At 53.1% G+C, this 21,939-nt stretch carries 20 protein-coding genes; 11 read left to right on the top strand and 9 right to left on the bottom strand.

What is annotated here, in order from left to right:
• Nucleotides 1-840, bottom strand: an 840-nt coding sequence (locus FDX03_RS12560; RefSeq protein WP_249357050.1) for a benzoate/H(+) symporter BenE family transporter, incomplete at its 3' end; no start/stop codon positions are given.
• Nucleotides 841-944: 104 nt separating this feature from the next.
• Here FDX03_RS12560 and FDX03_RS12565 point away from each other — a divergent pair.
• Together FDX03_RS12565 and FDX03_RS12570 are read left to right on the top strand one after the other, a co-directional pair.
• Complete coding sequence (locus FDX03_RS12565; RefSeq protein WP_137345994.1) at nt 945-1,481, top strand: XRE family transcriptional regulator; 537 nt, start codon at nt 945-947, stop codon at nt 1,479-1,481.
• A gap of 79 nt (nt 1,482-1,560) precedes the next feature.
• Nucleotides 1,561-3,522, top strand: a complete 1,962-nt coding sequence (locus tag FDX03_RS12570; protein ID WP_061067943.1) for a U32 family peptidase — start codon at nt 1,561-1,563, stop codon at nt 3,520-3,522.
• A 3-nt stretch (nt 3,523-3,525) separates the two neighbouring features.
• On the opposite strand, the gene FDX03_RS12575 is transcribed toward FDX03_RS12570, so the two are convergent.
• From FDX03_RS12575 to FDX03_RS12590, 4 genes are all read right to left on the bottom strand, one after another.
• Complete coding sequence (locus FDX03_RS12575; RefSeq protein ID WP_137346033.1) at nt 3,526-3,756, bottom strand: DUF2554 family protein; 231 nt, start codon at nt 3,754-3,756, stop codon at nt 3,526-3,528.
• A 187-nt stretch (nt 3,757-3,943) separates the two neighbouring features.
• Nucleotides 3,944-4,069, bottom strand: coding sequence for a DUF2474 domain-containing protein (locus FDX03_RS12580; RefSeq protein WP_124021191.1), 126 nt, complete (start codon nt 4,067-4,069; stop codon nt 3,944-3,946).
• Complete coding sequence (cydB, locus tag FDX03_RS12585; RefSeq protein WP_137345995.1) at nt 4,069-5,079, bottom strand: cytochrome d ubiquinol oxidase subunit II; 1,011 nt, start codon at nt 5,077-5,079, stop codon at nt 4,069-4,071. The genes FDX03_RS12580 and cydB overlap by 1 nt, the downstream gene beginning before the upstream one ends.
• Entirely contained in the window at nt 5,079-6,482 is a 1,404-nt protein-coding gene (locus FDX03_RS12590; RefSeq protein WP_115643373.1) for a cytochrome ubiquinol oxidase subunit I, read from the bottom strand. Before FDX03_RS12590 ends, cydB begins: the two co-directional genes overlap by 1 nt.
• Nucleotides 6,483-6,607: 125 nt before the next feature.
• Here FDX03_RS12590 and FDX03_RS12595 point away from each other — a divergent pair, with 125 nt between their 5' ends.
• The 7 genes from FDX03_RS12595 to patD all read left to right on the top strand — a co-directional run bounded on the left by FDX03_RS12595 (nt 6,608) and on the right by patD (nt 13,999).
• Nucleotides 6,608-6,799, top strand: coding sequence for a hypothetical protein (locus tag FDX03_RS12595; protein WP_185963983.1), 192 nt, complete (start codon nt 6,608-6,610; stop codon nt 6,797-6,799).
• A gap of 92 nt (nt 6,800-6,891) precedes the next feature.
• Complete coding sequence (locus tag FDX03_RS12600; RefSeq protein ID WP_061067941.1) at nt 6,892-8,301, top strand: PLP-dependent aminotransferase family protein; 1,410 nt, start codon at nt 6,892-6,894, stop codon at nt 8,299-8,301.
• 329 nt (nt 8,302-8,630) lie between these two features.
• Entirely contained in the window at nt 8,631-9,776 is a 1,146-nt protein-coding gene (gene ydcS / locus FDX03_RS12605) for a putative ABC transporter substrate-binding protein YdcS (protein ID WP_137345996.1), read from the top strand.
• A 16-nt stretch (nt 9,777-9,792) separates the two neighbouring features.
• On the top strand, nt 9,793-10,809 hold the full coding sequence (locus FDX03_RS12610) for an ABC transporter ATP-binding protein (RefSeq protein ID WP_137345997.1): 1,017 nt from the start codon (nt 9,793-9,795) through the stop codon (nt 10,807-10,809).
• A complete protein-coding gene (locus FDX03_RS12615; protein WP_101742159.1) occupies nt 10,810-11,754 on the top strand; it encodes an ABC transporter permease in 945 nt (314 codons plus the stop codon).
• Nucleotides 11,744-12,550 (top strand): ABC transporter permease, encoded by an 807-nt coding sequence (locus FDX03_RS12620; protein ID WP_005126751.1) that lies wholly within the window; start codon nt 11,744-11,746, stop codon nt 12,548-12,550. The genes FDX03_RS12615 and FDX03_RS12620 overlap by 11 nt, the downstream gene beginning before the upstream one ends.
• 21 nt (nt 12,551-12,571) lie before the next feature.
• Nucleotides 12,572-13,999 (top strand): aminobutyraldehyde dehydrogenase, encoded by a 1,428-nt coding sequence (gene patD / locus FDX03_RS12625; RefSeq protein WP_137345998.1) that lies wholly within the window; start codon nt 12,572-12,574, stop codon nt 13,997-13,999.
• A gap of 189 nt (nt 14,000-14,188) precedes the next feature.
• Here patD and FDX03_RS12630 read toward each other — a convergent pair whose 3' ends face one another.
• On the bottom strand, nt 14,189-15,316 hold the full coding sequence (locus FDX03_RS12630) for a multidrug effflux MFS transporter (protein WP_137345999.1): 1,128 nt from the start codon (nt 15,314-15,316) through the stop codon (nt 14,189-14,191).
• A 100-nt stretch (nt 15,317-15,416) separates the two neighbouring features.
• Between FDX03_RS12630 and FDX03_RS12635 the strand changes: the two genes are divergently transcribed.
• Entirely contained in the window at nt 15,417-16,199 is a 783-nt protein-coding gene (locus FDX03_RS12635; RefSeq protein WP_137346034.1) for a helix-turn-helix transcriptional regulator, read from the top strand.
• A 121-nt stretch (nt 16,200-16,320) separates the two neighbouring features.
• Here the strand turns inward: FDX03_RS12635 and yncL are convergent, their stop codons facing one another.
• A complete protein-coding gene (gene yncL / locus FDX03_RS12640) occupies nt 16,321-16,416 on the bottom strand; it encodes a stress response membrane protein YncL (RefSeq protein ID WP_071828932.1) in 96 nt (31 codons plus the stop codon).
• A gap of 192 nt (nt 16,417-16,608) precedes the next feature.
• Between yncL and FDX03_RS12645 the strand changes: the two genes are divergently transcribed.
• The gene (locus FDX03_RS12645) at nt 16,609-16,782 is read left to right on the top strand and encodes a GhoT/OrtT family toxin (RefSeq protein WP_075551376.1); all 174 of its coding nucleotides are present in this window, start codon (nt 16,609-16,611) and stop codon (nt 16,780-16,782) included.
• Nucleotides 16,783-16,801: 19 nt separating this feature from the next.
• Here the strand turns inward: FDX03_RS12645 and FDX03_RS12650 are convergent, their stop codons facing one another.
• Together FDX03_RS12650 and FDX03_RS12655 are read right to left on the bottom strand one after the other, a co-directional pair.
• Nucleotides 16,802-18,961 (bottom strand): virulence factor SrfC family protein, encoded by a 2,160-nt coding sequence (locus FDX03_RS12650; RefSeq protein WP_048211608.1) that lies wholly within the window; start codon nt 18,959-18,961, stop codon nt 16,802-16,804.
• The gene (locus FDX03_RS12655) at nt 18,958-21,936 is read right to left on the bottom strand and encodes a virulence factor SrfB (protein WP_048212586.1); all 2,979 of its coding nucleotides are present in this window, start codon (nt 21,934-21,936) and stop codon (nt 18,958-18,960) included. Before FDX03_RS12655 ends, FDX03_RS12650 begins: the two co-directional genes overlap by 4 nt.
• Between the last annotated feature and the right edge of the window lie 3 nt (nt 21,937-21,939).

The raw sequence follows: 21,939 nt of genomic DNA on the forward strand, positions 1-21,939 counted from the left end.
TGCTTCGGGACTTTGGCAAATTGCCGCGGTTATGGCGGCAATACAAATAGAGTAAACGCCAAAAGGTGAAAACAGCAGCGCTAACAGACCAGTGAAGACAATCAGCGGTGAAACGGGCAAGGAATAACCTGACGCTTTCATGGTGGCAATGCCAGGAGCATTTTGTGATGCCATGGTAACCAGGAAGAACGGCAATGCGATGCTTATACTGTGTGCAAGAGAAAAGTGGGGGGTGATGAATTCAGGCATCACCGGAGATAAATTAATGTTGTAAGTGACAATGTCACCTTTTAGCAGTGCGATGGCGGTACCCACCAGCATGGCAGCAATGACGGCGTACCTGGGCGCGACAACTTTTAACACCAGCCACGCCAGCAGCATGCTGCCGCACAGCAGAAGCTCATTATTAAGACTATTAAATGCCTGCAAACCAAAACGCAGCAGGATCCCAGCCAGCATTGCCGACGCCAGTGAGTGTGGGATTATTTGCATCAGACGTGCAAACAACCCCGTCACACCACACAGGACTATCAGCGCGTTAGCAACAATAAAAACGCCGATAGCATCCTGAATGGTCACGCCTTGCAGACCCGTAACCAGCAGCGCAGCACCGGGCGTAGACCAAGCGGTCAGGATGGGAGCACGATACCACACTGACAATGCCAGCGTACTCACGCCCATCGCGATTCCCAGTGCGGTCATCCAGCCCGCAATCTGCCCGGTCGTTGCGCCTGCGGCAACCGCCGCTTGCCAGATGATGGCTGCTGAACTGGCATAGCCGACCAGCACGGCAACAAAACCCGATAAAACGGTGGGCAAAGGGATTAATAATGTGCGCATAGCGACTCCGCGTGCGTTATAACGGTCATTCACTGTAGCACTGTGCGTTATAGCGTACAAGTGATAAGCTGATGGACAGAAACAGGAGATAGAGGAAGGCGACAATGGACAATTTAACCCACTATCTGGCTACCACGCTCCGGACATTACGTCACCAGCGGGAATGGAGTCTGTCGCGTCTGGCAGAAGAAACGGGTGTCTCCAAAGCCATGTTGGGGCAGATAGAACGCAATGAATCCAGCCCAACAGTGTCGACGCTATGGAAAATTGCCACCGGACTGAACGTGCCGTTTTCGACGTTTATTTCACCACCAGAGTCAGAAGGCACAGCGACTTTTGATCCCCAACAGCAGGCAATGGTAGTGACACCGCTGTTTCCATGGGACCCACAACTCTGTTTTGACCATTTTTCAATATTGCTGGCACCGGGGGCGTTGAGTGAATCTACACCGCATGAAACCGGTGTGATTGAGCACGTAGTGGTGATTAGTGGCCTGCTGGATATGTGCATTGACGGACAGTGGCGAACCATCAAATCGGGTGAGGGTGTCCGTTTTGCGGGTGATACTGCACATAGTTACCGTAACAGCAGCGAACAGACGGTTCACTTTCATTCCCTGATCCATTACCCACGCGGTTAATCGGGAAAACTATTCCGAAATGTCGCGCTTCTGACTACAATAGCCGCCATTTTTACCGCTTGTGGATGGTAACAACTGTATGCGCCAGCAACCTCATCACCTTGAATTGTTAAGCCCGGCCCGGGATACCGCCATTGCGCGTGAAGCCATTTTGCACGGTGCTGACGCCGTTTACATTGGCGGACCGGGTTTTGGCGCGCGTCATAACGCCAGTAACAGCCTGAAAGACATCGCTGAACTGGTGCCATTCGCTCATCGATATGGGGCGAAAATCTTTGTGACGTTGAACACGATTTTGCATGATGATGAGCTGGAACCTGCTCAGCGGTTAATTACCGATTTGTATCAGACTGGCGTTGATGCGCTGATTGTGCAGGATATGGGGATTCTGGAACTGGATATCCCACCGATTGAACTACATGCCAGCACCCAGTGTGATATTCGCAGCGTCGAGAAGGCGAAGTTTCTTTCTGATGTCGGATTCACGCAGATTGTACTGGCGCGCGAACTGAGTCTTGAGCAGATTCACGCGATTCATCAGGTGACGGACGCGACGATCGAGTTTTTCATCCACGGTGCGTTATGCGTTGCTTATTCAGGCCAGTGCTATATCTCTCATGCGCAAACCGGGCGCAGCGCTAACCGCGGCGACTGTTCACAAGCCTGCCGACTACCGTATACCCTGAAAGACGATCAGGGCCGGGTGGTGTCGTATGAAAAACACCTGCTGTCGATGAAAGATAACGATCAGACCGCCAACCTCGGTGCGTTGATTGATGCCGGAGTACGTTCCTTCAAAATTGAAGGGCGCTACAAAGACATGAGCTATGTGAAAAACATCACTGCACATTACCGGCAGATGCTGGATGCCATCATCGAAGAACGCGGCGATCTGGCTCGTTCATCTGCAGGTCGCACTGAGCATTTCTTCACGCCATCTACGGAGAAAACCTTCCACCGCGGTAGCACTGACTATTTTGTAAATGCTCGTAAAGGCGACATTGGTGCATTCGACTCACCTAAATTCATTGGCTTGCCAGTGGGTGAAGTCCTGAAGGTGGCGAAGGATTATCTTGATGTCGACGTGACGGAACCGCTGGCAAACGGGGATGGCCTGAACGTGTTAATCAAGCGTGAAGTCGTGGGATTTCGCGCTAATACCGTTGAAAAAACCGGGCACAATCGTTATCGGGTGTGGCCGAATGAAATGCCTGCCGATCTGCACAAAGTTCGTGCTAACCATCCGCTGAATCGCAACCTTGATCATAACTGGCAACAGGCGCTGACCAAAACCTCCAGCGAACGCCGTGTCGCGGTTGATATTGAATTGGGCGGCTGGCAGGAAGAGTTGATCCTGACACTGACCAGTGAAGACGGCGTGAGTATCACCCATACGCTGGATGGTCAGTTTGAGGAAGCGAACAATGCGGAAAAAGCGTTGAGTAACCTACAGGACGGACTGGCAAAACTTGGGCAGACGATGTACTACGCCCGCAATATTCAGGTGAATCTGCCGGGCGCGCTGTTTGTACCGAATGGTCAACTGAATCAGTTGCGCCGTGAAGCCATCGACATGCTGGATGCCGCGCGTCTGGAAAACTACCGGCGTGGCAGTCGTAAACCTGTTGCCCAGCCGGCACCGGTCTATCCACAGACGCATCTGAGTTTTCTGGCTAACGTCTATAACCATAAAGCGCGTGAGTTTTACCACCGTTATGGCGTCCAGTTGATTGATGCAGCCTATGAAGCGCATGAAGAAAAGGGCGATGTTCCAGTGATGATTACCAAGCACTGCCTGCGTTTTGCATTCAATCTGTGTCCGAAACAGGCGAAAGGGAATATCAAGAGCTGGAAAGCCACGCCGATGCAATTGGTAAATGGCGATGAAGTGCTGACGCTGAAATTTGATTGCCGACCGTGCGAAATGCACGTGATCGGCAAGATGAAACATCACATCCTGAAGATGCCATTGCCGGGCAGCGTAGTGGCTTCCGTCAGCCCCGAAGACCTGATGAAGACGCTGCCGAAGCGTAAAGGCTGACGGTTAACTCATATGGATATCGGGTTTGCGTGATTTCTGCCAGTGGTGGTGCTCGCGAAGATCGGCGGCGGATTCTTCCGCCGTTACTCGCAGCTCATCGCTGTCTGCCGTGTGGCGTAACAAATGATCGGCATCCTGTACCTGAAGATATTCATGTCCCTGATGAGTAGCGAAAAGCTGGCCGGAGAAAAGCGCGCTGGCAAGCAATAACACCGTTAACCCTTTCTTAAACATCATGCACCCTCTGGCACGTTAGCTGTGGATGTGGCAATAATTTCGTTGGGTGACTATTCAATAATTTAATCGCCGTAAAGGCAATCGTCCGTTGCATAAAATCGCGAGCTATTGCGCGTTTGTTTAATAAGTGAGGGCGGTGAGTTCGCCGGGAAGTGCAGGCACCTCCCGGCATTTATCATGTTTATCAGGACTTAAAGCCTGCTGCGGTCATTAGTAGGCGGAAGAACATACCGACGGCGGCCAGAGCCAATACGCTTCCCCCCCACAGGATCACCAACCACATCAGACGTTTCCAGATTGATTGTTCCATCAATGATACCCCTCACCATGTTGAACTTTGCCGCGGAAAACGTAGTAACTCCAGAAGGTGTACACCAGGATTATCGGGATAATCAGCAGTGCGCCCACCAACATAAAGCCCTGACTTTGCGCCGGAGCCGCCGCCTGCCAAAGGGTAATAGACGGTGGAATGATGTGTGGCCAGATACTAATCCCCAACCCGCTGAAACCGAGAAAAATTAAACCCAGCGTCAATATAAATGGCGGGGCATGGCTATGCTGCTGGCCCAGAGAACGCCACAGCCACAGGCTCATTAGCGCAACCAGCAGCGGAACCGGCATCAGGAACCACAGATTTGGCAGGCTAAACCAACGATCGGCAATGGCACTGTGCGCCAGCGGCGTCCACAGGCTGATAATGGCAATGACAGCCAACATCGCCAGCAGCAGTTTTTTTGCCACACTGCGCATTTTATCCTGTAGCGGGCTTTCGCTTTTCATCACCAGCCATGTTGCCCCCAGCAGGGCGTAGGCCACCACCAGTCCCAGCCCGCAAAACAGCGTGAAAGGCGTTAACCAGTCAAACGGACCGCCGCTGTAGCTGCGGCCAGTGACGGAAAATCCGTTGAGTACCGCGCCCACGACCACTCCCTGGGTAAACGTGGCAAGAATTGAACCGCCCAGAAAGGCTTTATCCCAGAATGGTCGATGCGCCGGCGTGGCCTTGAAGCGAAACTCAAAGGCAACGCCGCGAAAAATCAGGCCAATCAGCATCAGGGTGAGTGGGATCGTCAGTGCATCGACAATGACTGCATAGGCCAGAGGAAATGCGCCAAACAATCCTGCACCGCCCAGCACCAGCCAGGTTTCATTCCAATCCCATACCGGTGCGACGCTGTTGACCATCACGTCGCGGTCATCAGCGTCCTGAATAGCGGGAAATAAAATACCGATCCCGAGATCAAAGCCGTCCATCACGATATACATCAGCGTGGCGAACACGATAATAACGAACCAGATAACTGATAAATCAATACCCATTAGCGATGTGCCTCAGCTTGAGAATCGAGGACGGCAGCGGAAAGCGGCCGTGCGGGTGTGCCAGCTGGCGGGAGGGTCGGATCATCTTCCTGTGGTCCTTTACGGATCAGGCGAATCATGTAGCTATAACCCACACCGAAGACCGAGCTGTAAACCACAAAGAAAGCCAGCAGGCTGATGCTCATATGCAAATCACCATGTGCGGAAACCGCATCCGCTGTGCGTTGCAAACCGTAAACCACCCACGGCTGACGGCCAACTTCAGTGGTCACCCAGCCAGCGAGGATGGCAATCAGACCGGAAGGGCCCATCCACAAGGCAAAGCGCAAGAAAGCGCGCGAGGTGTATAAACGCTGCTTATAACGTAGCCACAGGGCAAACGCACCCAACAGGATCATCAGCATGCCTAGCCCCGCCATAATGCGAAACGACCAGAACACCATGGTGGAGTTGGGCCTGTCTTCTTTAGGAAACTCTTTCAGGGCCGGGACCTGTTTATCCAGACTATGGGTCAGGATCAGACTGCCCAGCGCCGGAATTTCCAGCCCATAGCGAGTGCGCTCCTGCTCCATATCCGGCCAGCCGAACAGTAGCAACGGAGTCGGTTCGCCGGGCGGATTTTCCCAGTGTCCTTCAATCGCGGCAATTTTTGCCGGCTGGTGCTTCAGCGTATTCAACCCGTGCATATCGCCAATCAATGCCTGCAGCGGGGCGACGATCAGCGTCATCCACAGCGCCATCGAAAACATGGCGCGAATAGCCGGAGTGTTATTCCCACGTAATAAATGCCATGCCCCTGATGCTGCGACAAACAGCGCACTGCTCAGGAAAGCGGCAACGGACATATGCAACAAACGATATGGGAATGAAGGGTTGAAAATAACGGCGAACCAGTCGACGGGAACGACCTGTCCATTGACGATTTCATAGCCCTGTGGAGTCTGCATCCAGCTGTTGGAGGCCAGTATCCAGAAGGTAGAAATAATTGTCCCCAGCGCAACCATGCAAGTTGCAAAGAAGTGCAGGCCTGCCCCCACACGGTTCCAGCCAAACAGCATTACGCCGAGGAAGCCTGCTTCGAGGAAGAAGGCGGTTAACACTTCATAGGTCAGCAGCGGCCCGGTGATGCTCCCGGCAAACTCAGAAAAACCGCTCCAGTTAGTGCCGAACTGATAAGCCATCACCAGCCCGGACACTACGCCCATACCAAAGTTTACGGCGAAGATTTTCGACCAGAAATGATACAGCGAACGCCAGGTCGGATTTTTGGTTTTCAACCAGAGACCTTCCAGTACCGCCAGATAGCTGGCAAGACCGATAGTAATGGCCGGAAAAATGATGTGAAAGGACACCGTAAACGCGAACTGGATCCTCGCCAGGTGAAACGCGTCAAGACCGAACATGCTTAACTCCGCAGGCAAAATTGATTTGGCGCAATTCTAAGCCCCTGGCGAAATGTGGGGCAGAAACAGAACAGTTCTTTTTAACCATAACAGTTGTGCTGCCGTTATAGGTCGCACGATCTGATATGCAATCTGGTCCCGCATTTGAATTTTACTTCGACGATAATGGGTTTATCCCGTGGTCTGCGGTGATTGACGGTGCTGATGACTATGTGAACATCACCTGTTTATTCGCCTTAAAGCACACCCCGAAAATTGATGCTGTACAGATAGCTGCCCGGGCCTCAGGCAAAGAGCTTTCGCTAACGATGTTGTAAAACTGTTAACTATAACAGTTCTGAAAAAATCATTATTTATGTAGACTGATATATACAGAGGTTGTCACCGATGCCGAATATCAGGACGAAAAATGAAGAAATACCAGCGACTGGCGGAGCAAATTCGCGATCAAATCGCGTCTGGCGTATGGCAACCAGGCGATCGGTTGCCCTCTTTGCGCGAGCAGGTGGCAAGCAGCGGGATGAGTTTTATGACCGTGGGGCATGCCTACCAACTGCTTGAAAGTCAGGGGCGGATCATCGCCCGGCCGCAGTCGGGCTATTATGTTGCCGCGCGCCCCGAACGCGAAGCCGCCGTACCGCAGGTACAGGTCATGCGCGATGAGGCCGTGGATATCAACACCTACATCTTTGACATGCTGCAGGCCAGTCGTGATGCTTCCGTGATGCCGTTTGCATCCGCTTTCCCCGATCCACGCTTATTTCCGCTTCAGCAGCTTAATCGCTCGCTGGCTCAGGTGAGTAAAACGGCTACCGCCATGAGTGTTATCGAAAACCTGCCGCCAGGAAATGATGAACTGCGTCATGCTATTGCCCGTCGATATGCGCAACAGGGAATGACCCTTTCTCCGGATGAAATTGTGATCACCACTGGCGCGCTGGAAGCCCTCAACCTGAGCCTGCAGGCGGTCACTGAGCCGGGGGATTGGGTGATTGTCGAAAATCCGTGTTTTTACGGCGCATTACAGGCTCTGGAGCGATTGCGCCTGAAGGCGTTGTCCGTTGCCACCGACGTGAAGGACGGAATCGACCTTGTCGCACTGGAGCAGGCCCTACAGGAGTACCCGGTCAAAGCCTGCTGGCTGATGACCAACAGCCAAAATCCGTTGGGTTTTACACTTAGCGCACGGAAAAAAGCCCATCTGGTCGCATTACTGGAAAAATACAATGTGATGCTGATTGAAGATGATGTTTACAGCGAACTCTATTTTGGCCGGGAGAAACCACTGCCGGCTAAAGCGTGGGATCGAGGAGACAGGGTGTTGCACTGTTCATCTTTCTCGAAATGTCTGGTCCCCGGATTTCGCATCGGTTGGGTTGCTGCCGGGAAACATGCCCGTCGTATTCAGCGACTCCAGTTGATGAGCACCTTATCCACCAGTTCCCCAATGCAGCTTGCGTTGGTGGACTACCTGTCGACCCGGCGTTATGACGCGCATTTGCGACGGCTGCGTCGTCAGTTGGCGGAACGCAAACAGCAGGCCTGGCAAACGTTGCTGCGTCATCTTCCGGCAGAGGTCAAAATACACCATAACGACAGCGGCTATTTTCTGTGGCTCGAACTGCCAGAACCGCTGGATGCGGGAGAACTCAGCACCCAGGCGCTGGCGCACCACATCAGCATCGCACCAGGTAAGATGTTTTCAACCTCGGGGACATGGTCACGTTTCTTTCGTTTTAATACCGCATGGCACTGGGGTGAACGCGAAGAACAGGCGGTTAAACAGCTTGGAAAATTAATTCGCGAGATGATGAAATAAAACTGAATGTGCTATTCAATATAAAAGAATAGCGCATTCTTATTTTAGAAATAGTGAATGTTAAACCCTGATGTTATTTATATCAGGTGCCACCATACGAAATATCAATAGTTCTTCCTGGTGCCACCCTGGCACTTAACTCCTTGTCTATACTCCAGAAGATTAAATTACTTTGCTATAACCCGTGGCGTAATGAGCGTTAGCTCACAACCTGATTAAATTTCCTTGCGCCAGCAGGAACGCTTTCAACACCCCGACTATTTTTAGGAAAGGACATATATTTACGGCAAGGCTGCCGCTCAATATTTTTTCGACAGGAGTAAGACGTTATGAGCAAGCAATTTGCCCTCAGTAGCTTGTGTGCACTCAGTATGACGCTGATGACAGCCCATGCAGCCGAACCCCCAACATCATTAGATAAACCGGAAGGGCGTCTGGATATTATTGCCTGGCCAGGTTATATCGAACGCGGACAAACCGATAAACAATATGACTGGGTTTCGCAGTTTGAGAAGGAAACCGGTTGTGCCGTCAATGTTAAAACAGCGGCCACATCAGACGAAATGGTGAGCCTGATGGCGAAAGGCGGCTATGACCTGGTGACGGCTTCTGGTGATGCTTCACTGCGTCTGATTATGGGCAAACGTGTCCAGCCTATAAATCCTGCGCTTATCCCAAACTGGAAAACTATCGATCCGCGTGTGGTCAAAGGGGAATGGTTTAACGTCGGTGGGAAAGTTTACGGCACTCCGTATCAATGGGGTCCCAACTTGCTGATGTATAACACCAAAACCTTCCCAACGCCGCCAGATAGTTGGAAAGTGGTGTTCGTCGAGCAAAAACTTGAGGACGGAAAAAGCAATAAAGGACGAGTCCAGGCGTACGATGGCCCGATCTATATCGCCGATGCGGCGCTGTTCGTCAAAGCCACTCAACCGCAGTTGGGTATCACCGATCCCTATCAGCTCACCGAGAAACAGTATCAGGCGGTCATCAAAGTCCTGAGCGATCAGCACGCACTGATTCATCGCTACTGGCATGACACCACTGTGCAAATGAGTGACTTCAAAAACGAAGGTGTGGTGGCATCAAGCGCCTGGCCTTATCAGGCTAACGCCCTGAAAGCAGAAGGCCAGCCAATCGCCACGGTTTTCCCGAAAGAGGGCGTCACCGGTTGGGCTGACACCACCATGCTGCATAGCGAAGCAAAACATCCTGTTTGTGCTTACAAATGGATGAACTGGTCATTAACCCCGAAAGTTCAGGGCGACGTCGCAGCCTGGTTTGGATCTCTGCCGGTAGTCCCTGATGGTTGTAAAGCCAGCCCGCTGCTGGGCGAAAAAGGCTGTGAAACCAACGGCTATAGCTATTTCGACAAAATTGCTTTCTGGAAAACGCCAATCGCGGAAGGTGGAAAATTCGTTCCTTACAGTCGCTGGACGCAGGATTACATCGCCATTATGGGCGGTCGCTAATTCCGCTGGGGGTTTTATGACGTACGCAGTGGAGTTTCATAATGTCTCGCGTCTGTACGGGGATGTTCGTGCAGTTGATGGGGTAAGTATTGCAATTAATGATGGTGAGTTTTTCTCTATGCTGGGGCCATCCGGCTCCGGCAAAACGACCTGTCTGCGCATGATTGCAGGGTTTGAGCAGCTTTCGGGCGGTTCAATTAAAATTTTTGGTAAGCAAGCCAGTGAATTACCGCCCTGGGAACGGGACGTCAATACGGTATTTCAGGATTACGCACTATTCCCGCATATGTCGATTCTCGACAACGTGGCTTATGGGCTGATGGTGAAAGGCATTGATAAAAAGCAGCGTCATGCCAGGGCACGCGAAGCGTTAGATAAGGTTGCGCTCGGCTTTGTCTATGAGCGCAAGCCATCACAACTCTCTGGTGGACAGCGTCAGCGTGTAGCGATTGCCCGTGCGTTGGTCAATGAGCCTCGCGTCCTGCTGCTGGATGAGCCACTTGGCGCGTTGGATCTCAAGCTACGCGAACAGATGCAACTGGAGCTGAAAAAACTCCAGCAGTCTCTCGGTATCACCTTTATTTTTGTCACCCACGATCAGGGTGAGGCGCTGTCGATGTCCGATCGTGTGGCGGTATTTAACAATGGTCGTATCGAGCAAGTGGATTCACCGCGAGAACTCTACATGCGTCCGCGCACGCCGTTTGTGGCGAGTTTTGTAGGTACGTCAAACGTCTTTGACGAAGCGATGTCGGCAAACGTCTGTGGCTTACAGGGGATGTTCTCGCTGCGCCCGGAACACATTCGGTTAAATGATATGGCGGGCGAGGTTCAGGCTCGGGGTGTCATTCAGGCGGTGCAGTACCAGGGGGCGGCGACGCGTTTTGAACTGAAACTTGTCGGTGGTGAAAAGTTGCTGGTGAGCCAGGCGAACCTGACGGGAGAAATGCTGCCGTCGGCGCTGTCGCCGGGTCAGCAGGTGATGGCATCGTGGTCACGGGATGTCATGGTTCCGCTGGTAGAGGAGAGGTGAATGGCTATGAACGTCATACATTCGCCAGCACAGTCGACAAAGCTGAACCGTATCTCGGGGTTCTTCTGGCGTAATCCAGGGCTTGGGCTGTTTTTGCTACTGCTCGGGCCGCTGATGTGGTTTGGCATCGTCTACTTTGGATCGTTGCTGACGCTGTTGTGGCAAGGTTTTTACACCTTCGACGATTTCACTATGTCGGTGACGCCAGACCTGACGCTGGCGAATCTGCAGGCGCTGTTTAATCCGGCTAATTACGACATCATTGTGCGAACGTTGACAATGGCGGTGGCGGTGACGATTGCCAGCGCCATTCTGGCGTTCCCGATGGCATGGTATATGGCGCGCTATACCAGTGGCAAAATGAAAGCCTTTTTTTACATTGCCGTCATGTTGCCGATGTGGGCGAGCTATATCGTCAAAGCCTATGCGTGGACGCTGCTGTTAGCGAAAGACGGCGTGGCGCAGTGGTTTCTAACCCATCTCGGGCTGGAGCCACTGTTGACCGCTTTCCTCACCTTGCCGGCTGTCGGCGGTAATACGCTGTCAACATCGGGATTAGGGCGCTTTTTGGTTTTTGTCTACATCTGGCTTCCCTTTATGATCCTGCCGGTTCAGGCTGCTCTGGAACGGCTTCCGCCCTCGCTTTTGCAGGCATCGGCCGATCTGGGCGCGCGTCCTCGTCAAACCTTCCGCTATGTGGTTTTCCCGCTGGCAATACCCGGTATAGCCGCCGGTTCGATCTTTACTTTTTCACTGACGCTGGGTGACTTTATTGTGCCGCAACTGGTGGGACCGCCGGGATATTTCATCGGCAACATGGTGTATTCGCAACAAGGGGCCATCGGCAATATGCCAATGGCGGCGGCATTCACTCTGGTGCCCATTGTTTTAATTGCACTGTATCTGGCGTTCGTGAAGCGTCTGGGAGCTTTCGATGCACTCTGAACGCGCACCCTGGTTACTCAAACTGGCAGCATGGGGAGGGGTTCTTTTTCTGCACTTTCCCATCCTCATCATCGGCACCTATGCTTTTAATACAGAGGAGGCTGCTTTTAGTTTTCCGCCTCAGGGACTGACATTGCGTTGGTTTAGCGTGGCGGCGCAGCGTAGCGATATTCTTGAGTCAGTGACGTTGTCACTTAAAATCGCCGCGTTGTCGACAGCAATCGCTCTGGTACTGGGTACGCTGGCGGCGGCTGCGCTGTGGCGCAGGGACTTTTTCGGTAAAAGCGCAATATCGCTGTTGCTGCTGTTGCCGATTGCGCTGCCGGGCATTATTACCGGCCTGGCACTGCTGACGGCATTTAAGACCATCAACCTGGAACCGGGTTTTCTCACGATCGTGGTGGGTCATGCGACGTTTTGCGTGGTGGTTGTCTTTAACAACGTCGTGGCGCGTTTTCGCCGTACCTCATGGAGTCTGGTTGAAGCGTCTATGGATCTTGGCGCCAACGGCTGGCAAACCTTTCGTTATGTCGTGCTGCCCAATCTGGCATCAGCACTGCTGGCGGGGGGCATGCTGGCGTTTGCCTTGTCGTTTGATGAAATCATCGTGACAACGTTCACCGCCGGACATGAAAGAACACTTCCGCTGTGGCTGCTCAATCAACTGGGTCGCCCACGAGATGTGCCTGTTACCAACGTTGTGGCATTGCTGGTAATGCTGGTAACAACACTGCCAATTTTAGGGGCCTGGTGGCTAACGCGTGAAGGCGACACCGTCGCCGGAAACGGTAAATAAACGACGATATGGGAAATTGCTATGCAACATCAATTACTGATTAACGGTGAGCTGGTCAGCGGTGAAGGTGAAAAGCAACCAGTTTATAACCCTGCCACTGGTGAACTTATTCTGGAGATTGCTGAGGCGTCAGCCGCGCAGGTTGATGCCGCAGTGCGCGCGGCAGACAATGCGTTTGCCTCCTGGGGCCAAACCACGCCGAAAGTGCGTTCGGAGCTGTTGTTAAAGCTGGCGGACACCATTGCAGATAATGCACAGACCTTCGCTGAGCTGGAATCGCTTAACTGCGGTAAACCACTACATTGTGTGCTTAATGATGAAATTCCGGCCATCGTGGACGTTTTCCGTTTCTTCGCGGGGGCTGCGCGCACCCTGCAAGGACAGGCCGCTGGGGAGTATCTGGAAGGGCATACCTCCATGATTCGTCGCGATCCGCTGGGTGTGGTGGCCTCCATCGCGCCGTGGAACTACCCGCTGATGATGGCGGCATGGAAGCTGGCTCCAGCGCTGGCCGCCGGTAACTGTGTGGTGATTAAACCATCAGAAATTACCCCGCTGACGGCGCTTAAACTGGCCGAATATGCGAAAGATATTTACCCGGCTGGCGTGATCAACGTCCTGTTTGGTCGTGGTAAAACAGTGGGCGATCCGCTGACCGGCCATGAAAAAGTACGTATGGTTTCACTGACCGGCTCCATTGTGACCGGGGAACATATTATCCAGCATACTGCGCCTTCGATTAAACGCACGCATATGGAACTGGGCGGGAAAGCCCCGGTGATTATTTTTGATGATGCGGACCTTGATGCGGTGGTCAGTGGTGTACGGACCTTTGGGTATTACAACGCCGGACAGGATTGCACTGCTGCCTGTCGAATCTACGCGCAAAAAGGCATCTATGATGCGTTGGTCGAAAAGCTCGGCGCTGCAGTTGCCAGCCTGAAAATCGGCTCACCGAATGATGAAACGACAGAACTGGGACCGTTAAGCTCACAGGCGCATCTTGACAGGGTAGCTAAAGCGGTCGATGACGCGAAAGCGCTCGGACACATTAAGGTCATCACCGGCGGCAAAAAAGTGGAGGGTTCAGGCTACTATTTTGCGCCAACGTTGCTGGCGGGCGCGAAACAGGAAGATGCTATCGTGCAGCGTGAGGTCTTTGGCCCGGTGGTCAGTGTTACCGTCTTTGAAGATGAAGATCAGGTCCTGGCGTGGGCCAATGATTCGAAGTATGGACTGGCCTCGTCAGTCTGGACGCGGGATGTTGGTCGCGCGCACCGACTGAGTGCCCGCCTGCAGTATGGTTGCACCTGGGTCAATACGCACTTCACGCTGGTTAGCGAGATGCCCCACGGCGGGCAAAAACAGTCTGGGTATGGCAAGGATATGTCGGTTTACGGGCTGGAAGATTACACGATTGTTCGCCATGTCATGATCAAGCATGAGTAATATCTTAAGCGCGAGCGGTAAATGGGGCACGGATAGCTAAATATTGGTAAACGTGTGTCTATACTATTCGCGCCACTGGCCTCGTCGCCATCGGACGGCGGTAAGTTGGAAATATCCGCGAGGTCAGGCTAATTTGCACACCATCAGGCCCCGGCACAATTTCGGGGCCTGATTATTTAGGTGATTGTTCTAACGACGGCACAGGCTACATAGCCAGGCGATGAACGCACAGATAGTCAGAACCAGTCCCAGTTGCTGCACGATACCCGCTAACCCTAACATCATTCCCAGTAACAGGTAGTAGCATAATCCGAACAGAGCACCTGCGGCCCCGGCCTGTTCACGATAGTGATGCAGAGCCTGACTCAACACATTGGGGATCGCGATGCCATAGGCAACAACAACCCCAACCACTGGCAACAGAATCCAGACTGAATGCTGTAGCCACCATGCCGCGAGACCAGACAGCAGAGCTAAAGCACAGGCATGGCGCACCAGATATCCCGATGACAAGCCGATCGTTAACAGCTTGCGATTCAGCAGGCTGCCTGACAGTGACGCGAGGGCAAGCAAGGATCCCGTCCAGCCAAATGCCCTGGAACTCCATCCTAACTGTCCGAAAAGAAACGGGGCCAGGCTGTAGTAGCTGAATAGCATAGTATTCAACAGAGCAACCAGCATGGCATTTTTCCACAGTGTACTGTCCCTCACCATCCGGGAGACCAGTCCCGTTAATTGTGGTCTGCGCGTAGTCTCCGGCCGTGTTTCCGGCAATAAGGCTGCGGTTAACATCAGTAGCAGTATCGCCAGCAATACCAGCGCAGTAAAAACGCCCGTATGGCCGTAAAGACTGACTAACCAACCTCCGCTCACCAGACCAAAAACCGGGCTGATTGCCAGTGCTGCGCCCATAATGGAAAAAATGCGGGACAGTGTTGTTGATTCATAACTGTCCCTCAACATAGTCTGCACCACAACAGACCCGGCGGCCGCGCCAATGGCTGATACCATACGGGCCAGCAGCAAGACGCTGAAATCAGTGGCAATAACCGCCATTACGGAACCCGCTCCGTAACAGAGAAGTCCAGCTACCATTGCCCACCGTCGTCCAATGCAGTCGCTAAGCCAGCCCCATAGCGCAACCCCCACGGCAAAGGCGACAAAATAAACGGAAAGTGTTTGAGCAGCACGTTCACTGCTTATTTGAAAAAACGTGGCGATATTTGGCAACGCCGGGCTGTAAATGGTTTCCACCAGTTGCGGAAACATAATCAGTAATGTGAGAAGCCACAAGGGCGGTCGATGGGTCATATTCATGGCAATATCCAAGAAGCAAAAAACTTGGGGGGATTATTGCTGAATAGAAAATGTCTTATTACCATTATCAGGACTTTATATATCAAATATCGGACATATGATGAAAATTGCGCCTGATGATGTCTTCGACCCGGATGGTTTTAAGGAAACAGTAGTGGGTATTGCCTCTGATATGGGCATACATGATTCAGGCCGGCACAGTCATCTTCGCCATCAGTTACTCTTTTCGGCGGCGGGGTGTATCACCATTGAACTGGAAAATACCCTGTGTCTGCTTCCGCCTCGCCGTGCGGTCTGGATCCCCGCGGGTACGGTTCACCGGGCCATCATGCGCGGGGTGATGGCTTATCGGTCATTATATTTTTCAACCATTCTGCCGCCGTTATCCGCATTGCCGCTACAGGTTGTCGAAGTGAACCCGCTCTTTTTTGAAGTCATAGAACGGATGGCATTCTGGCCCTGGCAAATGACAGAAACGCAGCAGGCCAGCCTCATCACTGTTTTTTGTGAGGAAATCAGGGCTGCACGCCGTGAAAACTGGACGTTGCAGTTTCCCTCTGATGTCCGCCTGAATCTGTGGCTGGAAGGGGTTCGAATGGGGACGTTACCGCCCCGACTGAATCAGTTGTCCCGCCTGGTCGGTGCCTGCGAACGGACAATCAGCCGCATCTTTATCAGGGATACAGGGATGAATTATCAGACCTGGCGGCAGCAATTCAGGCTGTTAAAAGCGATGGAGATGTTGGCGGAGGGTGACTCAATCAGCCAGGTGGCGCAACAGCTGGAATTTGTTAGCGACAGTGCTTTTATCGTGTTTTTTCGGCAGCTTACAGGTACGACACCGACCCGCTATCACGGGGGAATAATGCCGCAGAAGGATTAGGGGTGTTACATATTAAGGATAATTTACCGGGCAGTGACGGAGTGGGAAGATCGTTTACTAATGGCAGAGAGAAGATTTTCTCTCTGCCAGCAGGCGCTGCAATTCATCAAAAAGAGTCACATCAAGCAAACCAGCCGAACCTTACGGAGATCAGGCTGAAAAGTCCTACAGCAGCAAATATATTTATCAGCACCACGGTCTTACTGGAAACATTCATTTTTGCCACCTTTCGTTTTTACCCCTTTGGGTATAGTACGGCTTATAGCTATCCGCAATAGTACGAAATCTGAACATATTGAAAGTGGGCTGTTATTTAGGCGGTTTTCTTAAATAAATGAATAAAACTTGATGTGGGTCATAAAAGAGAGCATATTGCGCGCGATTTTCTCTTCTGGCCTGGATGCCCTAAATGTCTCTGTACCAAAAAATGTTGTTTTTTTATGCGGTAATGGCTGCAATTGCGGCCATTACCACCTGGTTTCTGTCACGTGATAAAAAACGTATTCGCTTTCTGAGCGCGGTATTAGTCGGGGCGACATGGCCGATGAGTTTTCCCGTCGCACTCCTGTTTTCACTTTTCTGATGGCGTTGTCAATGCCGTTTCAGGGGGCCAGCAGAGCGACTAATCGCAGTCTGTCGTCTTTGGTTACGTCCAGGGGATGCTGGTATCCCACGTTTTCATTCGCACGGGTGTACAACGCAACCAGCCAGTCGTAAACGTGTCGGCTTGCACCGTGCTGCGGCTGCTCATCCAATTGAGTCAGGCGCGACATCGGTTGTTGTACTGGCGCACTGAAAATAGCCGCACCCTTGAGGATCCTGCTGGCAGGGCGTTGATCCTCTGCAACGTTGGCGTAGCCGAGCCAGGTAATAAAATCACCGATATCGGCGTGTAACTGCGCCCCGCAGACATTCTCTCGCTGCATAATCTGCTGAAGGCGTTGAGGCATCTCCAGTCGATAGCTGGTAGTGATAAGAATGTCGGCTACCTGTCTAAGCGTTCGCGGATCAAGCCGCAATCGGCGCGCATTATTGTCATCACGACACCACTGACGCACATGGTTGATCCACATTTTGTGCGCCTGGTATCCGGTCTCTTTGCTTTCGGATGCATGCGACGGTTCCCGGACGTCGGCAAACAGGTCAATCTCTTCATTAAAGAGTCCACTGACTTGTTCTTCACGTGGCTGCTGGATACGCAGCAACGACTCAAAGCAGCGCATCGGTGGTAGTAACCCCTCCAGGAGTTCACCATGCTTTGCTGCCTGGGCCTGAAGCTGGCGGATCACTGTCTCGCTGGAGTCTGGCACGCTTTCGCTGTCGTTAAGCCAGCTCATCAGCGCCTCACGAACACGCTGTTGATGCTGTTCATGCAGGGACGTTAATCGCGACTGGCGTTGTTGAGCGGATGTCGCTTGCGACAGCCATTCAGCAAGGCGCAACAGGCTGTGTTTATCCAGTGCCTGCAATGTTCCCCAGCGCAACCCGGGCTTGCCCATTAATTGCTGCACGGCCTCATCAAGGTTTTGCTGTGTGCTAAAACGAGCATCTTGTGGCGTAATGGCCCACACAACCCCCGGTAATGCCGCATCGTGTACGGGTTGGGTATCGTTGGCCCAGCTCATCAGCTTACGCGTGATGGCCGGTGTCTGCGAGCGTGAAGACACTGCGTTGCAGATCAGCAGGACATCGGGTTGCAGATGCTGGCGGTAATGTTCCAACATCCAGCCTAATTTGGCCCGCCACAGCGGGTTGGGGTGGGCATCCGGTGCGAGGGGAATATCGAGCAGGTCGACGTTTTCCAACACCGAGTCTTCGACAGTCAGCACCAGTTCACGCGTCAGCAGCGCCAGCGATTCCAGCGACAGACTGACCGCGTTAAGCAACTGATGGTTTGCAACAGGATGAACCACCACATCGCTTTGCGCGTCATTCCCGGTTAATGCTACCTGGGTCAGGAAGCTTTCGGCGGGCAAGCCAAAATGATCGACCAACAAACTCAGCGGTGCGGCTAGCTCGTGCGCCTGTCCGGTTTGTTGCAAAGTATGCGCTAATGCCAGCCATTGCTGCGTTAACTCTGGTTGTTCTCCCCACAACAGCGCCCAGGCGTGAGCGCGGGTGGTTAGATCCAGCGCCGGCAGCAATGTAGCAAATTGATGCCATAGTGCATCATCAATTTGCTGCTGGTTTGCAGGAACACAAGAGCGCCAGAAACGGCCGATGGCGGCTACGTCATGTGCCGTGATGCCCTGAACCGGATGACGTTGACGCAGCGTTTGCCATTTTTCTAACCGGGCTTCAATAATCGATTTTTCAACCTGGCGGCTGTCAGGCATTGCGCAAAACTGCGTGATAAACAGCTGTACCAGTTCCGCTTCACTCAGTAGGCGCAGACGCAGGGGCCACTCGCTATCAACGGGATTGTCTTCACGCGTAAAGCGGATCGCCATATTGGTCGGCGCATGGCCCGGATTGATATGCGAAAAATAATCAAAACTGCGATCCGGTGTAGCAATATTCAATTTCCCACTGGTGTTGCTGCACAGTGCGGACAACAGATGTGCTTTTGCTGGCTGTGAATGACCGTACAGACCCACACAGCCACGCGCTGAAAACGCCGTATTCAGCGCAGACTCAGTAACCGCGGCGATGGTGAGCTGAGCGAGCAGGGAATCCGCTTCATCATCAAGACGCGCTGCGCGCTGGCGTGTGTCATTCACCCATTCGATGGCGGCTTGTGCTGTGTTAAACATCTTACTCATTTCAGGTACACACTCCCGCTATCAATCCAGTAATGGCTGCCGCTATGGCGACGATCTGCCAGTGTATTCAGTTTTAACGTTAGGGCATTGGCGGCAACGGGCGTGCCATCCTGTAGCCAGGCATCACTGAGAACGAAAAATTCCGGCCCAGTCTCTTTGCTGCCGCCGCGCAGTTGCAGCCGTACATTTAATACGCCGTCACCGGCAATCGTTTTTGCCAGCTCAGCGGAATTGATGCTCAGCGTATACAGCGGGGTGGCTGGCCAGCGGCTGTTTGCTAACTGGCGAAAGCCCAGCGTCACGTTGCCGCGCAGCGGGAAGTGCAGACGGGTATCCAGTTTTGCTCCAGGTTTATCCAGATCAATGTCGTGATACCAGATATTCTCATCGCGCAACGTATTGACCGTATTATCCAGTACGCCGAGGTAGCGGACCGTCGAGTACGCGCCGATATCCGCAGCTTTAAAATTAAAGCGCGGCAGGCGTAAATCCAGCGCCAGGCTACACAGCATCGCGCCAACGGCAGCGGTAGATTTTGGATTGCCGATACGCCCTTGCTGGCTGAACGGATACCACTCATGTACGCGATAGCTGTCCATCCAGATCATGCGGTTGACCGGAACGGGTTGCAGATGGCGGATTAGCGCCTGAACCCCCGGCAAACAGGCAGGTCTGCCAGTGACTAACAAAATATCGCAACGATAGTGGGAAATCGCTTCGCAAACGGCGTGCAGAGGGGATGTCAGGGTAAATTGCCCTGCCAGCAGCGCTTCTTGCAACTGCCTGAACTGTACCTGCAACGGAACGCTCAGCACATCAAAAGCCGGTGAACCAGACGGTAAAGCATGATCGATAGCCTGCTGGATATAGTTCATCACATTGCGTGTCGGGCGCTGAGAAAGCAGTTCGCCAAAGGTGGCGTGCAACCCCGCTACGGGATCGTTAATATCGCTTTGCTCCCAGGCACTGAGCACCGCATGACCCAGTGGCATAAAGAGTTGCAACGCGGTTTGTTGTCGCAAAATAGCCTGAGTATCGATTCTCCCGGAATCACCAAACAGTGTGGCCAGCAGCGCGGCGGCATCGGTCACGCCAGCTTGTTGTAAGCGGGTTTGCAGGGCGGGCAGTATGCAGCGTTGTATGACATCCAACAACATGTCGTCCCCGGCGACTTTGAAGCCTTCACGAAACAGCAGATGCGGGGTGATTTTGACATTCGCCCCAACGCCGTCATCCAGTTGATAATGGACCACGGCCATATCCGTCGTGCCGCCGCCAATATCGATGGAGGCGACGCGCAGTGCACGACCTTTAACTTCACCGGGTTCTGGCTGGCGGTCCGGACGGGCGAGGGCGTTAAAGAACGATTCTGTGTGCCCGTCATAGTGTGAAATCGCTTCGTTATACAGCCAAACCAACTGTCCGCAGCTGGCCTCATCCCACTCCATCTGGATCTCAGGTACGGGAACAACGCTCTTTTCTTGCTGTTTGCGGGTGGTGAAATCTTCGTCCTGCGGGTGCCAGCCCATTGCTTTCCAGACCAGCGCAATGGCTTCAAACATACGCAGACGGAAGATCTCTCGCTCCTGTTTTGGCATGGCTGACGGCAGAGTGAGGATCAGCGTGCGCAACTGGCGTGGAGAGGCAGGGAACCCGAGACGCAGCCGTGTCGCTACGCTGTTAATTTGTCCCAGCGCCTGGGCCAGAATCTCACACAACATATGCGTCATCAGCGTGCTGCGGCTGTATTGTGGTGAGAACACCGGCAGCCGGTCATCTTGCGGCAGGCTGAACAGCGGCTGACCGTCATCGTTCATCAGATTCATCAGCGGGAAGGCGGTAGCCAGCGGCTCGCGCTGCGTTTTACTGTTCATCTGGCTAAAGCGCCAGTCGTGTAAAACGGGGGTTTCATCCCATAAATACCGGCGTGGGCTGGAGATCCCACTACTGCCTTCCGTTCCCATACGCTGCATCGCCAGCTTACGGGCTTCATCCCCAACGCGGACAATCGACGGCCAGATAAAGGCATCATCGCGGCCACTCTCAACGGAGAAATGTTGCTTACCAAAGCGCGCCTCGGAAAACTCCAGTCGGCTGGTGAACAGGGGATCGTTGAGGAACTGTGGTTCACTTAATGAACGCACCTGCAATTCAGCCGTCTGACGCAAACCGTCATTGGCATCGCCATGATCTTCAATCAACACGCCGCAGGTATGGGTATTGCCAATATCCAGAATCAGATCGACAGGAATCGCGGGCGTGCTGAGCGTATGGGTCACCAGCTTCACTTCCGGGACGGAAAGTTGTTCGCCTAACAGGGTCAACAAATTCAGCCAGTGCGCCTGGTATTCAAAGTTGCGTAGAGCTTGTTGGATCTCCTGCTCTGAACGGTTTTCTTGCTGTGTGACGTGCTGCAAAAAGGACTCGCGTAGCCAGCCATCAATCCACGTCTGGTCGAGGAAATCTGCGATCTCATTATCGTGCCAGGCCAGCGCAAATCGCGTGCCATTCAGCAGATCGTTCTCATTGGGCGTCAATGCTGCCGGGGCTTCAGTCAACTGACTGTCCAGCGCCACCGTGACACGGTGAGTATTGCCGGCACTGTCCGGCTGTGCGAGTTTTCGCACCTGGACGCGCGCCCAGTTATCCGGGCCTTCAACAAATGTGCGGGGCGGGTTAAAACGCAGGAACGGCAGCGGCAACCAGACACCGTCAAGTACGTCCAGAGAATAATGCAGCGTCTGCGTGCTTTCCGGTTTCACTACTTCGGGTTGGCCACCGGTATTACCCGGCAGGGTATAGCGTCCCGACGCCAGATCAAAATCCAGACGCAGTAGCGGACCGTTTGCCGTTTTGCGAACAAAACGACCGTGGTGCGCAGATTCCTGTGGTGTCAGCCCAAAATCCAGAAATTGCACACCGCTATTGGCGATGAGCGTTACGCTCTGTTTGTAATCACACAGATTCACCAACATAAA

The organism is Citrobacter sp. wls827, from assembly GCF_005280875.1.
Taxonomy (GTDB): Bacteria; Pseudomonadota; Gammaproteobacteria; order Enterobacterales; family Enterobacteriaceae; genus Citrobacter; species Citrobacter youngae.